The following is a 14,696-nucleotide window of genomic DNA, read 5'->3' as shown; positions in this document are numbered from 1 at the left end:
CGCTAAGAACGGGCGGACTGTAACTGGTAAGTGAACGGAACACGCGGGAATGGGTTTTTTGCGCGCGCGACATGATGAAGCCCCGGCACTGGGCTGCGATCCCGCCGACCTGGCAGCGGTTGAGCGGGTCGTGGTGCAGTCGGGTACGTCCTTTGGCAAGGGAATGCGCATCCTGCCACCTGACCGGCGGTATGGGATGTACGCGGTCTATGCCTTCTGCCGTCTGGTCGATGACGTGGCGGATGACGCGGGCGAGGCGGAAGACAAATGCCGCAGGCTGGAAGAATGGCGCGCGCGCATTGCCCGGCTTTACGCCGGTGAGGCACGCGACGGCATCGACCGTGTCCTGCTGGCCACCATCCGCCGCTTCGACCTGCGGCAGGACGACTTCGCCGCCGTGATCGACGGCATGGAAATGGATGCCCGCGGCCCTGTCATCGCCCCGGATGAAGCCACGTTCGACCTGTATTGCGACCGGGTGGCCTCCGCCGTGGGGCGGCTTTCGGTGCGGGTGTTTGGTGATTCCTCCGCCGAGGCGGACAAGGTTGCCCACCATCTGGGCCGCGCCCTGCAGATCACGAACATCCTGCGCGACGTGGCGGAAGATGCCCGCCTTGGCCGCCTGTACCTGCCGCGCGAACTGCTGGAACGCTTCGGGATTGCGCCCGAACCCGCCGCCGTGGTCCATGCCCCGGCGCTGGAACAGGTCGGGCGTATTCTGGCAGGGCGCGCGCATGACCATTTCCGTGCCGCCGCCGCCGCCATGCGCCGGTGCGACCATACGGCCATGCGCCCGGCCCGCCTGATGGGGGCGACCTATGCCGCCATCCTCAGCGCGCAGGAACGTCAGGGCTGGGGCACGCCCGAACGCCGGGTCTCCCTTTCCCGCCCCCGCAAGGTGCTGATCGCCCTGCGCGCGCTGGTAAGCTGACACATGAGCGGACATGTCCATATCATCGGTGGCGGGCTGGCCGGGCTGTCGGCGGCGGTGGAACTGGCGGGCGGCAGCGAACGCGTTACGGTCTATGAAGCCGGTCCGGCCTGTGGCGGTCGGGCGCGGTCCTATCTGGACCGGCATCTGGGCTGCCGGATCGATAATGGCAACCATCTCCTGCTGTCGGGCAACCCGGCGGTCTACCGCTATCTTGGCCTGATCGGCGCGCAGAAGACACTGGTCGGCCCCGGCCGCCCGGTCTTCCCCTTCGTGGATCTGGCCGAACGGCTGCGCTGGACGCTGGACCTTTCACGCGGGCGGGTGCCGCTGTGGGTGCTTTCACGCCGCAGGCGCGTGCCGGGCATGCGGCTTGCGGAACTGCGCGGGCTGCTGGCCCTCATGGACGCCACGCCGGATATGGTGGTGAGCGACTGCCTGCAACCGGGCAGCCTGTCGCGGCGGCTGCTCGAACCCTTCGCCATATCCGTGCTCAACACCATGCCCGATACCGGCAGCGCGGCACTGCTGGGGGCCGTGGTGAAGGAAAGCCTTGCCCGCGGCGGACGCAACTGCCTGCCCCGCTTTCCCGAGCAGGGCCTGTCCGAAAGTTTCGTGGACCCAGCCCTTGCCCATCTGTCGGTGCTGAAGGCGACGGTACGCACGGGCAGCCGCGTCAGCGCGGTGGAAATGGATGGCGCCACCGTCACCGCCCTGCGGCTGGGTGACGAACAGGTGGCCATCGGCGAACGCGATACGGTCATCATGGCGGTGCCCGCCCCCGTGGCATCGGGACTGCTGGCCGCGCAACTGCCCGGTTTCAGCGCCCCGGATGCGTTCGAGTCGATCCTGAACGTGCATTTCCTGCTCCCCGCCGCACCAACCCTGACGGGCGGGCTGGCGCAGGCCCGCTTCATCGGGGTTGTGGGCGGAATCAGCGAATGGGTCTTCGTCAAGGACCGTATCCTGTCGGTCACGGTCAGCGCCGCCAACCGCTATGACGGGCGCGATACGGATGAACTCGCGGCCCTGATCTGGAACGAAGTGCGCGCCGCGATCGACCCCGCCGCCACGGCCCCGCTGCCCGTCGCCATGCCGCCGCTGCGCATCGTGCGCGAAAAGCGCGCGACCTTTGCCGCCACCCCCGCGCAGGACCGCCTGCGACCGGGCACGCGGACCATGGCGGCCAACCTGCTGCTGGCAGGAGACTGGACGGCAACGGGATTGCCCGCCACTATTGAAGGTGCGATCAGGTCAGGTGCCGCGGCGGCGAAGGCTGTCCATGCCCGCAGGGGCACACCGGGCCGACCGGAATGAACATGATGTACGGATTTGGAATAGGCCCCCGTCATGACACGGGGAACGTGGAATAATGGCCAAGAGAACCGAGACAATCACCGCTCCCCGCAAGAAGACGCCCGCGTCCACCCGCTCCCGCGCGGCAGGACCGGCCCGCACGCCGCGTCCGGCAACGGATGCCCCGCTGGACCGGGACGAACTGGATCAGGCCGTAACCCGCGCCCATGGTGCGCTGGGCCGGCGGCAGGCCGATGACGGGCACTGGGTCTTCGACCTTGAAGCCGACGCCACCATCCCGGCCGAATACGTGCTGCTGGAACACTATCTGGACCGGATCAATCCGGAGCTGGAACAGCGCATCGGTGTCTATCTGCGTCGCATCCAGGGCGATCATGGCGGATGGCCGCTCTATCAGGACGGCAAGTTCGACCTGTCGGCTTCGGTCAAGGCCTATTTCGCGCTGAAGGCGCTTGGCGACAGCGTGAACGCGCCGCACATGGTGCGCGCCCGTCAGGCGATCCTTGATCATGGCGGCGCGGAACGGACCAACGTGTTCACCCGCATCCAGCTTGCCCTGTTTGGCGAAGTGCCGTGGGAAGCGGCCCCCGCCATGCCGGTGGAAATCATGCTGCTGCCGCGCACGGCCCTGTTTTCCGTATGGAACATGTCCTACTGGTCGCGCACGGTGATCGCGCCCCTGCTGGTACTGGCCGCCCTGCGTCCCATCGCGATCAATCCGCGCGACATCCATGTGCAGGAACTGTTCGTCACGCCCCCGCGCAAGGTTCGTGACTGGATTCGCGGGCCGTACCGTTCCGTATGGGGCCGTGTGTTCAAGTATGTGGACGTGGTGCTGCGTCCCGTCGAACGCATGATCCCCGAAAAGACACGCCGCAAGGCCATCAGGGCCGCCGTGGACTTCATCGAACCCCGCCTGAACGGCGAGGACGGGCTTGGGGCCATCTACCCCGCCATGGCCAATACCGTCATGATGTTCCGCGCGCTGGGCATTCCAGACAGCGACCCGCGGGCGAAGACCGCATGGGACGCGGTGCAGCGCCTGCTGGTCAATCAGGGCGACGAAACTTACTGCCAGCCCTGCGTGTCCCCCATCTGGGATACCGGCCTTGCCGGCCATGCCATGATCGAGGCCGCATCCGGCCCCAACGGCATCGCCCCGGAAAAGACGAAGGAAAAACTGGCCGCCGCCAGCAAGTGGCTGCGTGAACGCCAGATTCTGGACGTAAAGGGCGACTGGGCCGTCAACTGCCCGGACCTGCGCCCCGGTGGCTGGGCCTTCCAGTATGCCAACGATTATTACCCCGATGTAGATGACACCGCCGTTGTCGGCATGCTGCTGCACCGTGAGGGCGACCCCGCCAATACGGAAGCCATCGAGCGCGCCCGCGAATGGATCATCGGCATGCAGAGTACGAATGGCGGCTGGGGCGCGTTCGATATCGACAACAACCTCGATCTGCTCAACCATATTCCCTTTGCCGATCACGGGGCGCTGCTTGACCCGCCGACGGCGGATGTGACGGCGCGCTGCATTTCCTTCCTCGCCCAGCTTGGCCACCCGGAGGACCAGCCGGTCATTGACCGGGGCATCGCCTACCTGCGGGATGAGCAGGAAAAGGACGGTTCGTGGTTCGGCCGCTGGGGCACCAATTACATCTACGGTACGTGGTCCGTCCTGTGCGCGCTGAACGCGGCGCAGATCGCGCATGATGACCCGATGATCATCCGCGCGACCGACTGGCTGCGCAGTCACCAGCGCGCCGATGGCGGCTGGGGCGAGGACTGCGCCAGCTACGAAGGGGCTGCACCGGGCGAATACAAGGAAAGCCTGCCATCACAGACCGCATGGGCCGTTCTGGGCATGATGGCGGCGGGCCTGCGTGACGATCCGGCGGTAAGCCGTGGCATCGCCTTCCTGGGCCGCACGCAGGGCGAGGACGGCGAATGGGCGGAAGAACCCTATAACGCCGTCGGTTTCCCCAAGGTGTTCTATCTGCGCTACCACGGCTATCGCCAGTTCTTCCCGCTTATGGCGCTGTCGCGCTACCGCAATCTGGAAGTCAGCAATAGCGGCCGCGTCGGCTACGGCTTCTGAGCGCGGGGGAACCGATAGACATGCCCGATACTGTATCCGTGTCCCCCTTTTCCCGGCTCGGGATCGTGGTGGGAATGGAAGCGGAAGCCTCGCTGATCCGTCCCTTCCTGCCCGATGCGCGTTTCGGGCTGAGCGGCGCGACCCTGTCCGGCGCGCGGCAGGTGGTGCTGGACCTGCTGGAAAGTGGCGTTGACGCGCTGCTGTCCTTTGGTCTGGCGGCGGGGCTTGATCCGGCACTTGACCCCGGCGCAGTTGTCATCCCGCAGAATGTGATGGTGAATGGTGAACGTCTGCCCGCCTCCCCTGCCCTGCTGTCATGGCTGGGGGCCGACCGGGCGGACGTGGTTGGCGGCGACCTGCTGCATAGCGACGTGATCGTCACCGCCGCGACGCGCAAGACCGCCCTGTTCCGCCAGACCGGCTGCGTGGCGCTGGATATGGAAAGTGGCGTGGTCGCGGAAATGGCCGCCGCGCGCAAGGTGCCCTTTGCCGTGATGCGCGTCGTGTGCGACCCGGCGGACCGCACCCTGCCGCCTGCCGCCGTCGTGGCCCTGCGCCCCGATGGCCGACTGGCCGTTGGCGCCCTTACGCGCAGCATCCTGTGCGATCCGTTGCAGATTCCAGCACTGATGCGCGTCGGTCGGGACGCGGGCCATGCCCGCAAGGCGGCACAGGCCGCACTGGCCCGGCGTTTTGGCTGATCCGGTCGCGTCCTGCGCCACGCGGATGTGATATGCGCGCCCCCGCCGCCCGTGGGAACATGGCGGGCAGCCATGAAGAAAGCGGGGGCAGAAATATTTTAACGCGCTGATTTAAAAATACTTTCTGACCATACGCCGCGTGATCCACCACTCCGGGCGTATGTGCTGAGGGGAAATCTGCCAGCACGCACCCTTCCTTGACGCTGCCCGCGATGCAGGCAATTGATTCGCATCAATGTCAGACACGCCATATCGGCGTGACATGGCGCAGGCCAGACAAAGACATTAAGGGGAGACAGGCATGACACGCGCTGTACTGGCGCTGAACGCAGGATCGTCCAGCCTGAAGTTTGCCCTGTTTTCCATAGAAAAGGGCGAGGGGGCTACAGCGCCCAGCCACCGCATTGCATCGGGCGAACTGGAAGGCATCGGCACCCACCCCCATTTCATCGCCCATGATGCCAGCGGCCATACGCTGGTGGACGAACGCTGGGACCCCGCCACGACCGGACAGGCGGGCGACGATGCCCATCACGGCCCCATGGCCACCCTTATGGACTGGGTCGGCAGGCAGCTTGGGGATGTAGATCTTATGGCGGTCGGCCACCGCGTCGTGCATGGCGGGCCGGAATTCATCGCCCCCGTGCGGATCACGCCCGACATACTGGACCGGCTCACGGCCCTGACCCCCTTCGCCCCCCTGCACCAGCCCGGCAGTCTGGCCCCGATCCGCGCCCTGCTGGCGCAGAAACCCGACCTGCCGCAGGTCGCGTGTTTCGATACCGGTTTCCATCACACCATGCCCGCCGTGGCGCAGGCGCAGGCCCTGCCCCGCGAATATGCCGCGCGCGGGGTGCGCCGGTACGGATTCCATGGGCTGTCCTATGAATATATCGCATCGGCCCTGCATGACTGCGCGCCGCGCCTGTCGGAAGGGCGGGCCATTGTGGCCCATATCGGCAGTGGCGGCAGCCTGTGCGCCATGCGCGGCGGCCGCAGCGTGGACACGACCATGGGCTTTTCAGTGCTGGACGGGCTGGTGATGGGCACGCGCTGCGGCCATCTGGACCCCGGCGTGATCCTGTACATGCTGCGCGAGGAAGGGCTGGGCGCGGCGGAAATCGAGAACATTCTCTATCATCGCTCCGGCCTGCTGGGTGTTTCGGGTGTATCCGCCGATATGCGCGACCTGCACGCACGTGCGGCGATCAGCCCGGAAGTGACGCAGGCGCTGGACCTGTTCACCTACCGCTTCGCCCAGGAAGCAGGCGCCATGATGGCCGCGCTGCAGGGACTGGACGGGCTGGTGTTCACCGCCGGCATCGGGGAAAATGACGCAATTATCCGCGCTGCGATCTGCGCGCGGCTGGAATGGGCGGGTATCCGCCTTGATGCGCAGGCCAATGCCGCGCATCGGGACATCATCAGCACGCCCGACAGTGCTGTGGAGGTGCGGGTCATTCCCACCGATGAGGAAACAACAATCCGTCGGCATGTGCTGATGTGCCTGGCCTGAACGCAGGCCGCACAGGGATGGAATATCTCGGAAGGAACGCAAATGAGTGAAACTGCATCCGCGAACCCGCTGTCCACAGCGGATGTCGCGCTTTTCAACAAGTGGTGGCATGCAGCAAACTACCTCTCGATTGCCCAGATCTACCTGATGGCGAACCCGCTGCTGCGTGAACCGCTGAAGCTGGAACATACCAAGCCGCGCCTGCTCGGGCACTGGGGCACCACACCGGGGCTGAACTTCCTTTACCTGCACCTCAACCGCATCATCCGTGAACAGGACCGTAGCATCCTGTTCGTGGCGGGGCCGGGCCACGGGGCGCCGGGCGTGATCGCCAGCACCTATCTGGAAGGGACATACAGCGAGTATTTCCCCGCCGTGACGCAGGATGCGGACGGGCTGGCCAGACTGGTCAAGCAGTTCTCCTTCCCCGGCGGGATTCCCAGCCATGCGGCCCCCACCACGCCAGGTTCCATCCATGAAGGCGGCGAGCTGGGCTATTCCCTGTCCCATGCCTATGGCGCGGCGTTCGACAATCCCGATCTGGTCGTGGCCTGCGTCGTGGGTGATGGCGAAGCCGAAACCGGCCCGATGGCGACATCGTGGCACAGCAACAAGTTCCTTGACCCCAAGACCGATGGCGCGGTCCTGCCGATCCTGCACCTGAACGGTTACAAGATCGCCAACCCCACCGTGCTGGCCCGCATCCCCGCCGAAGAACTGCTGAGCCTGTTCCGTGGCTACGGCTATGAGCCGATCGTGGTGGAAGGTGACGATCCCGACACCATGCACCAGAAGATGGCCGTGGCGATGGATACGGCCTTTGCGAAAATCGCACAGATCCAGAAGGCCGCGCGTGAGCAGAACCAGACCGCGCGCCCGGTCTGGCCCATGATCATCATGCGCACGCCCAAGGGCTGGACCTGCCCCAAGACGGTGGACGGGCTGCGGGTCGAAGGGTACTGGCGCGCCCATCAGGTGCCCATTACCGACATGACCAATCCCGAGCACCTGAAGCTGCTCGACACCTGGCTGCATAGCTACAGGCCGGAAGAGCTGTTTGACGAAAACGGCACCCTGCTGCCTGAAATCGCGGCCCTTGCCCCCAAGGGCAACCGCCGGATGAGCGCCAACCCGCACGCCAATGGCGGCCTGCTGAGCCGCGACCTGCGCATGCCCGATGTTGCGGATTATGCCGTTACCGTATCCTCGCCGGGGCATGAACTGGGCGAAGGCACGCGCGTGCTGGGTAGCTGGCTGCGCGATGTGATGAAGGCGAATCTGGGTGCGCGCAATTTCCGCGTGCTGGCGCCGGATGAAAACAATTCCAACCGCCTGAACGCCGTGCTGGATGTCACCAACCGCGCATGGAACGCCGAGACCTTTGATTATGACGACCACCTGTCGGTGGACGGCCATGTCATGGAAATCCTGAGCGAGCATACCTGTCAGGGTTGGCTGGAAGGCTACCTGCTGACGGGCCGCCATGGCTTCCTGTCATGCTATGAGGCGTTCATCCACATCGTGGATTCCATGGTCAACCAGCACGCCAAGTGGATCAAGCAGGCGGATGAAGTGGCATGGCGCGCGCCGATCCCCTCACTCAACTACCTGCTGACATCGCATGTCTGGCGGCAGGACCATAACGGGTTCAGCCATCAGGACCCCGGCTTCATCGACCATGTGCTGAACAAGAAGGCCAAGACGGTACGGGTGTTCCTGCCGCCTGATGCCAACACCCTGCTGTGTGTGGCCAAAACCTGCCTTGAAAGCCGGGACCGCGTGAACGTGATCGTGGCGGGCAAGCAGCCCGAACCGCAGTGGCTGGACATGGATTCCGCCATCGACCATTGCGCCAAGGGCATCGGTATCTGGGAATGGGCCAGTAACGACAAGGACAGCGGACCCGATGTGGTCATGGCCTGCGCGGGTGACGTGCCGACCATGGAGACTCTGGCTGCGGTGCAGATCCTGAACCATCACGTGCCGGACCTGAAAATCCGCGTGGTCAACGTGGTGGACCTTCTAACCCTTGAATCACAGTCCCAGCACCCGGACGGGCTGGATGACTTCACCTTCGACAGCCTGTTCACCACGGACAAGCCGGTCATCTTCGCCTTCCACGGCTATCCGGCGCTGATTCACAAGCTGATCTACAAGCGGACCAACTGCCGTAACTTCCACGTGCATGGCTACCGTGAGGAAGGTTCCACCACCACGCCGTTCGACATGACCGTGCGCAATAACCTCGACCGGTTCCATCTGGTGCAGAACGTGATCCGCCGGGTGCCGGGTCTTGCATCCAAGGCGGCCTATGCCAACGAGGCGATCTGCGACAAGCTGAACGAACACCACCGCTACGTGGCGGAATATGGACAGGACCTGCCGGAAGTACGCAACTGGCGCTGGTCCTGAACCAGTCGCCGGCATCACTCCGGTCAGGAAAGGGGGCAGCAATGCCCCCTTTTTTTATGGGAATTAAGGAAGGAAGGGCCAGCCTTATTACCCCATGAGAACGCCTGATATGGCAGGCGCCACAATGCCCGTATTCAGCCTGACCCGGCCTGCTGCTCCGGCGCAGATTCCTGCGGAGCGGGCGCAGGCGCGTCACCGGGCGACGGGGGAAGCGGCACGATGCGCATGGGCGGGCGTGGCGGTCTGTCATCCGGCGGGGAAGCAGGTCCCGGCGGCTGCACGACCGGCTGGGGCGTTACTACAGGTGGGGGCGGTGACACAGGTGCCGGTTGTGGCTGTTGCGCAGGCGGTAGCGGGGGCACCGGACGCGGCACAACAGGGGTCGGGGGCACGGCAGGCCGTTGCCCGGTGGGCGCCGGCGGCGGGACATAGGCGACAGCGGGTTGCGGTCGGGACGGCAGTTGCGCGATGGGACGCGGCCCGGCTGACGGCGGTGCGGATGGAGATTGTGCCGCGGGGGATGGCTGGCCCGCTGTATTGGACGCTGCAAGGAACTGGGCAAAATCAGCCTGTATTTTCTGGGCCTGCGCCGGATCGGACAGGGGGGCCTGGGGATCGGACGTGTCGATCACGATCACCCGGTCCCCTTCCAGCGCTGTGGGGACATGTTCCGCGCCCAGCAGGGCGCGCACGCCGCGCGCCTTCTGCGGGTCGGTCTGCGCGATCAGGTCAAGCTGGCGGTCCAGCAGGCCATGGCGGTCGATAAAACTGTTCACGCGCGCCGGGATACGGATGCACCCTTCCGAATCCGCCTGCCCCAGCCGGGATTCAAGGAAGGTCGGGTCCGTGGCATGCATCTCCAGCCGGACGACCGCCACGCTTCCCTTGCGCCGCCAGTCCTCTGTCGTCTGCCAGCCGAAATCCCATACCCGCATGCCCTTTTCGCCATTGCCGCGTATGCCGTGTTCGTTCTTGGTGCCCAGTGCGCGATACCCGTAAATCTGGCCATCATTGACGAAGATGCCTACCGGCGTGCGGAAATGTTCCTTCCGCCCCGGTCGGCCCGTGCTGACCGCCACCATGCCCAGCGGGGTCAGTTGATGGGCCGCCGTATCAGCCAGCACGAACCACATGAGCTGAACGGTGGGCGCACGGTCCACCACCAGCACGATTTCCGCATCCTGCGGCCAGCCATTGGCCTGATCCAGCACATCGACCGTCAGGGCCATGGCGCGCTGTGTCTGGCGCGGGCGCATCTGCCGGACACCAAGTTCGTGCTGCATGTCATGCTGGAGCATGCTGGCGGCATCGGGGACGGAGGTGGCCCCCGCACGGGCACCACCCTGCGTCATGAACAGGATGGTCAGGACCAGGAAACGCAACCGGATCAGGCGCATCGGAAACATCATGCAGGCAGGCTACCTTGGTCGGGGACGTGCAATAACCCTGTTATATCGTATTTGGTCATATGTTCGCAGCATGCTGACATTCCGTAAATCACATATCCCACCCGCGCGGCGCGCCTGACCGGCCCCACAGTCAGCCGCCCCCGGTCATGTAACGGGAAATACAGGGCGGATATTTGTGGGATCTTAATATTTTACCTGTCTGCTACGATTTTTAATGTGGTGGATTCCCATGCGCATCTTAATAACCGGCGGGTGCGGGTTTATCGGGTCGGCGGTCGTGCGCCATCTGATCAGACACACGCGCCATGAAATCCTGAATATCGACTGCCTGACCTATGCCGCCAGCCCGCATGCGGTGGAGGAAGCGACTTCTTCCTCCCGCTATCGCATGCGGCATTGCGACATATGCGATACGTCCGCCGTGCTGGCGGCATTTGAGGCCTTCCAGCCCGATGCGGTGATGCATCTGGCGGCCGAAAGCCATGTGGACCGTTCGATCGACAGCGCGCATGCCTTTGTCCAGACCAATGTGACGGGCACCTTTTCCATGCTGGAGGCCGCGCGCATCTACTGGCAGGCGCTGCCCCCCGTGCTGCGGGACAGTTTCCGCTTCCATCATGTCTCCACCGATGAGGTGTTCGGCATGCTTGGTCCGGACGATCCACCCTTTACCGAAACCACGCCCTACAGCCCCAGCAGCCCCTATTCCGCCAGCAAGGCGGCATCCGACCATCTGGTGCGGGCATGGCGGCATACTTACGGCCTGCCGACCTTCATTACGAACACCACCAATAATTACGGTCTCTGGCATTTCCCTGAAAAACTTGTGCCGCTGACGATAATCAACGCCATCGAGGGCCGCGCCCTGCCCATTTATGGCGCGGGCGACAATATCCGTGACTGGCTGTTCGTGGACGACCATGCACAGGCGCTGGTATGCGCCGTGGAACGGGGCCAGCCGGGCGAAACCTATGCCATAGGCAGCCGCCAGCCCCGCACCAACCTGCAGGTCGTCCGCACCATCTGCGACATTCTGGATGAACTGCGCCCCGACCCGATGGGAACGCATGCGCGGCTGATCGAACATGTTCAGGACAGGCCGGGCCACGATTTCCGGTATGAAATCGACCCATCCCATGCGGAACAGGCGCTGGGCTGGACGGCACGACATGATTTTGAAAGCGGCATAAGGCTGACCGTGCGCTGGTATCTCGACCATGCGCCGTGGTGGCAGGCCATCCGTAACCGGCGCTATGGCGGCCAGCGGCTTGGACAGGTGGCATGATGCAGCATGACGAAGGGCAGAAGCCTGCTACCAGGGGCATCCTGCTGGCAGGGGGATCGGGCACGCGCCTGCATCCCATGACGCTGGCGACCAGCAAGCAGTTGCTGCCGGTCTATGACAAGCCGATGATCTATTATCCGCTATCGACCCTGATGATGGCGGGTATCCGCGATATCATGATCATTTCCACGCCACAGGACCTGCCGCAGTTCCAGCGCCTGCTGGGGGATGGCGCGCAGTTCGGTGTCCGCTTCACCTACCGTATCCAGCCCGCGCCACAGGGCATTGCGCAGGCATTCCTGATCGCGGGTGACTGGCTGGCGGGGGCACCGTGCGCCCTGATACTGGGTGACAACCTGATTTTCGCCGATCACCTGCCCGCCATGCTGCGCACCGCGGCCCACCGGCCCGATGGGGCGACGGTTTTCGCCTATCAGGTGCGCGATCCCGAACGCTATGGGGTCGTGACGTTCGATCGCCATGGCCGGGCGCTGGACATTGTGGAAAAACCTGAACACCCCCCTTCCAACTGGGCTGTGACCGGCCTTTATTTCTACGATGGACGGGTGGGAGAGTTTGCCACCCGCCTACACCCCTCCGCACGCGGTGAACTGGAAATCACCGACCTCAACCGCCTGTATCTTGAAGACAGCACGCTGCATGTCGAACGGCTTGGGCGCGGCTGCGCATGGCTGGATGCGGGCCTGCCCGAAAGCCTGATGCTGGCGGGATCATTCGTCCATACCGTGCAGTCACGTCAGGGCATGCTGGTCGGATCGCCAGAGGAAACGGCCTTCCGCATGGGCTACATAAACGAAAGCCAGCTCCGCACGCTGGCCGGGCAGATGAAAAAGACCGAACTGGGGCGGACACTACGCGATATCGCGGACCGGCAGCCGGTCTGAGGAGGCGGGAAAACGCCCCTCCGTGCGCCCCTATTTCCGTCCGTGGGTGCGGCGGTCACAGGCATGGCGCCAGATGTTGCACAGCCCCATGCAGGTTCCCCCGCCCATCACCACCACGGCCAGAGGCGCGGGGCTGTGGAATGGCACATGGCCCAGAATGAAGCCGCTGCCTGCGGCGAGGGAGAACTGGATCGTGCCCATCAGCGCCGACGCGCTGCCAATCTGGTGGCCGTGATGGGTAAAGGCCATGACCGTTGCATTGGGTCCCACAAACCCCAGCGAGGCGGTAATGCACATGATCAGCACGCAGACCAGCAGCGGATGCGCCGGACCCGCCACACCCGCCAGCGACAGGACAAGACAGGTCAGCGCGGCCAGCAGGCAGCCCACCACCCCCCGGTCCAGCAGGCGCGACAGCGACACGCGATGCACCAGCATGCCATTAAGCTGGGCCGTGGCGATGAACATGCCCGCATTGAGGCCAAAGAACACCCCGAACTGACCGGGCGTGAAATGCAGCAGGTGTTCAAACACCATGGGTGCCGAGGTGATGTAGGCGAACATGATGAAGGACGAAAAACTGTTGATCAGCGCACTGGACATGAACACCGGCTCACGCACCAGCCCGGCGTAGCGGGCAATCATGCCGGTAGCGGAAAAGGTGATCCGTTTTTCCCGTGGCATGGTGTCGCCCAGCGTCGCCACCACCACCACCAGCGCCAGTACGCCGTACCAGACCGCAATCCAGAAAATCCAGCGCCAGTGCCCGACGGACAGCACCAGACTGCCCAGCGAGGGCGCCAGTATGGGCATGACGCCAAAAACCAGCATAAGCTGCGACATGATCCGCGCACAGGTCGCCCCGGTCGCCACGTCGCGCACGATGGCGCGTGGAATGACCGCGCAGGTCGCCCCACCCAGTGCCGCGATAAAACGGCACAGGCAGAACAGGTTGAATGACGTGACCTCCGCACAGCCAAGGGAGCCGACCGAAAACAGCACCAGCCCGCCCAGAAGCGGCATGCGGCGTCCCAGCCGGTCGGATATGGGACCAAGGCTGAACTGTCCGATCGCAAGCCCCGCGAACCACGCCGCCAGCGTGATCTGGCTGGCCCCGGCCTGGCCGCCCGCCAGTTCCTGATCCATGGCCGGAAAGGCGGGCAGGTACATATCCGTGGCAAGGGGCCCGATTGCCGTCAGCAGCCCCAGCAGGGCAATCATCCAGAATGGCAGGGCGGAATCGGACGGGCGAGGAGCAGGCATGATGATCCGGCAGGGAAATTAAAAAGGCATGCACGCGGCAGGCGGAAGCATATCCCCGCATTTCATGCCGCTTGTCCATCAATGCTATCGCATGAAACACATGCCAGCGGCGTAACCCCCACGCCGTACCATGCAGCCTGCCGTGTCAGACCCCGAAACTGGCCACCAGATCCGTCAGTCCGATCTGGCGGTGACGTTGCAGCCGGGCCGCGACCAGCACGGCGCGGGCTTCCGCAATGGCCTGATCCAGTTCGGAATTGATGATGACATGGTCGAATTCGTTCCAGTGCGAGATCTCGTCGCGCGCGGCCTGCATGCGGCGCGCGATCTCATCGGCCTCATCCGATGCGCGTCCGTTCAGGCGACGTTCCAGTTCCGCGATGGACGGGGGCAGGACGAACAGGCTGACCACATCAGCGGGCAATGCCGCACGGATCTGGCGGTGTCCCTGCCAGTCGATGTCGAACACCATGTCGCGCCCTTCCGCCAGGGCCTGTTCAACCGGCGCGCGCGGCGTGCCGTATCCGCGGCCGAATACGGTCGCCCATTCCAGCATCTCGCCTGCTTCCGCCATGCGGCTGAATTCTTCCATGGTGCGGAAATGGTAATGGATTCCGTCACTTTCCCCCGGTCGGGGCTGGCGGGTGGTGACGGACACGGAATGCAGCAACTGGGGTTCGGACGCGCGCAGCGCATTGGCGATGGTAGACTTGCCCGCCCCGGACGGGGCTGAGATAACCAGACATACCCCCCTGCGCCGAACCGGAACCGCCGAGGTTGCACGGGGGGGGCTGAAGGTCTGGCTCATGCGGTTCTCCATAATTGGTGGCCGTACACAAATACCGGCCGGCTGCGCAAA

11 protein-coding genes are annotated in these 14,696 nt (G+C 64.5%); 8 read left to right on the top strand and 3 right to left on the bottom strand.

Annotated features, from left to right (window positions below; genetic code table 11):
• The first annotated feature begins 49 nt into the window (after positions 1-49).
• The 6 genes from hpnD (at position 50) to CFR79_RS02760 (ending at position 8,975) form a co-directional block, all read left to right on the top strand.
• Complete coding sequence (gene hpnD, locus CFR79_RS02785; protein ID WP_102324916.1) at positions 50-931, top strand: presqualene diphosphate synthase HpnD; 882 nt, start codon at positions 50-52, stop codon at positions 929-931.
• Between the two features lie 3 nt (positions 932-934).
• Positions 935-2,248: a hydroxysqualene dehydroxylase HpnE gene (gene hpnE, locus CFR79_RS02780; RefSeq protein ID WP_102324917.1), complete on the top strand. Its 1,314-nt coding sequence runs from the start codon at positions 935-937 to the stop codon at positions 2,246-2,248.
• A 55-nt stretch (positions 2,249-2,303) separates the two neighbouring features.
• Positions 2,304-4,346, top strand: coding sequence for a squalene--hopene cyclase (shc, locus tag CFR79_RS02775; protein ID WP_102324918.1), 2,043 nt, complete (start codon positions 2,304-2,306; stop codon positions 4,344-4,346).
• A 20-nt stretch (positions 4,347-4,366) separates the two neighbouring features.
• Positions 4,367-5,047 (top strand): phosphorylase family protein, encoded by a 681-nt coding sequence (locus CFR79_RS02770; protein WP_110546851.1) that lies wholly within the window; start codon positions 4,367-4,369, stop codon positions 5,045-5,047.
• Positions 5,048-5,348: 301 nt separating this feature from the next.
• Positions 5,349-6,563, top strand: a complete 1,215-nt coding sequence (locus CFR79_RS02765) for an acetate/propionate family kinase (protein WP_110546850.1) — start codon at positions 5,349-5,351, stop codon at positions 6,561-6,563.
• Between the two features lie 42 nt (positions 6,564-6,605).
• Positions 6,606-8,975: a phosphoketolase family protein gene (locus CFR79_RS02760; protein WP_110546849.1), complete on the top strand. Its 2,370-nt coding sequence runs from the start codon at positions 6,606-6,608 to the stop codon at positions 8,973-8,975.
• A 134-nt stretch (positions 8,976-9,109) separates the two neighbouring features.
• Here CFR79_RS02760 and CFR79_RS02755 read toward each other — a convergent pair whose 3' ends face one another.
• Positions 9,110-10,384 carry a L,D-transpeptidase gene (locus CFR79_RS02755; RefSeq protein WP_258373386.1) on the bottom strand — a complete coding sequence of 425 codons (1,275 nt, stop codon included), beginning with the start codon at positions 10,382-10,384 and terminating at the stop codon, positions 9,110-9,112.
• A 229-nt stretch (positions 10,385-10,613) separates the two neighbouring features.
• Between CFR79_RS02755 and rfbB the strand changes: the two genes are divergently transcribed.
• The gene (gene rfbB, locus CFR79_RS02750) at positions 10,614-11,669 is read left to right on the top strand and encodes a dTDP-glucose 4,6-dehydratase (protein ID WP_110546848.1); all 1,056 of its coding nucleotides are present in this window, start codon (positions 10,614-10,616) and stop codon (positions 11,667-11,669) included.
• A complete protein-coding gene (rfbA, locus tag CFR79_RS02745) occupies positions 11,669-12,574 on the top strand; it encodes a glucose-1-phosphate thymidylyltransferase RfbA (protein ID WP_110546875.1) in 906 nt (301 codons plus the stop codon). The genes rfbB and rfbA overlap by 1 nt, the downstream gene beginning before the upstream one ends.
• Positions 12,575-12,604: 30 nt before the next feature.
• Here rfbA and CFR79_RS02740 read toward each other — a convergent pair whose 3' ends face one another.
• Both CFR79_RS02740 and gmk read right to left on the bottom strand, forming a co-directional pair.
• Complete coding sequence (locus CFR79_RS02740) at positions 12,605-13,837, bottom strand: multidrug effflux MFS transporter (RefSeq protein ID WP_110546847.1); 1,233 nt, start codon at positions 13,835-13,837, stop codon at positions 12,605-12,607.
• Between the two features lie 145 nt (positions 13,838-13,982).
• On the bottom strand, positions 13,983-14,645 hold the full coding sequence (gmk, locus tag CFR79_RS02735; RefSeq protein ID WP_110546874.1) for a guanylate kinase: 663 nt from the start codon (positions 14,643-14,645) through the stop codon (positions 13,983-13,985).
• Positions 14,646-14,696: the final 51 nt, after the last annotated feature.

It is taken from the genome of Komagataeibacter saccharivorans (assembly GCF_003207825.1).
GTDB lineage: Bacteria > Pseudomonadota > Alphaproteobacteria > Acetobacterales > Acetobacteraceae > Komagataeibacter > Komagataeibacter saccharivorans.
This window is presented reverse-complemented; position numbering and strand designations above follow the sequence as displayed.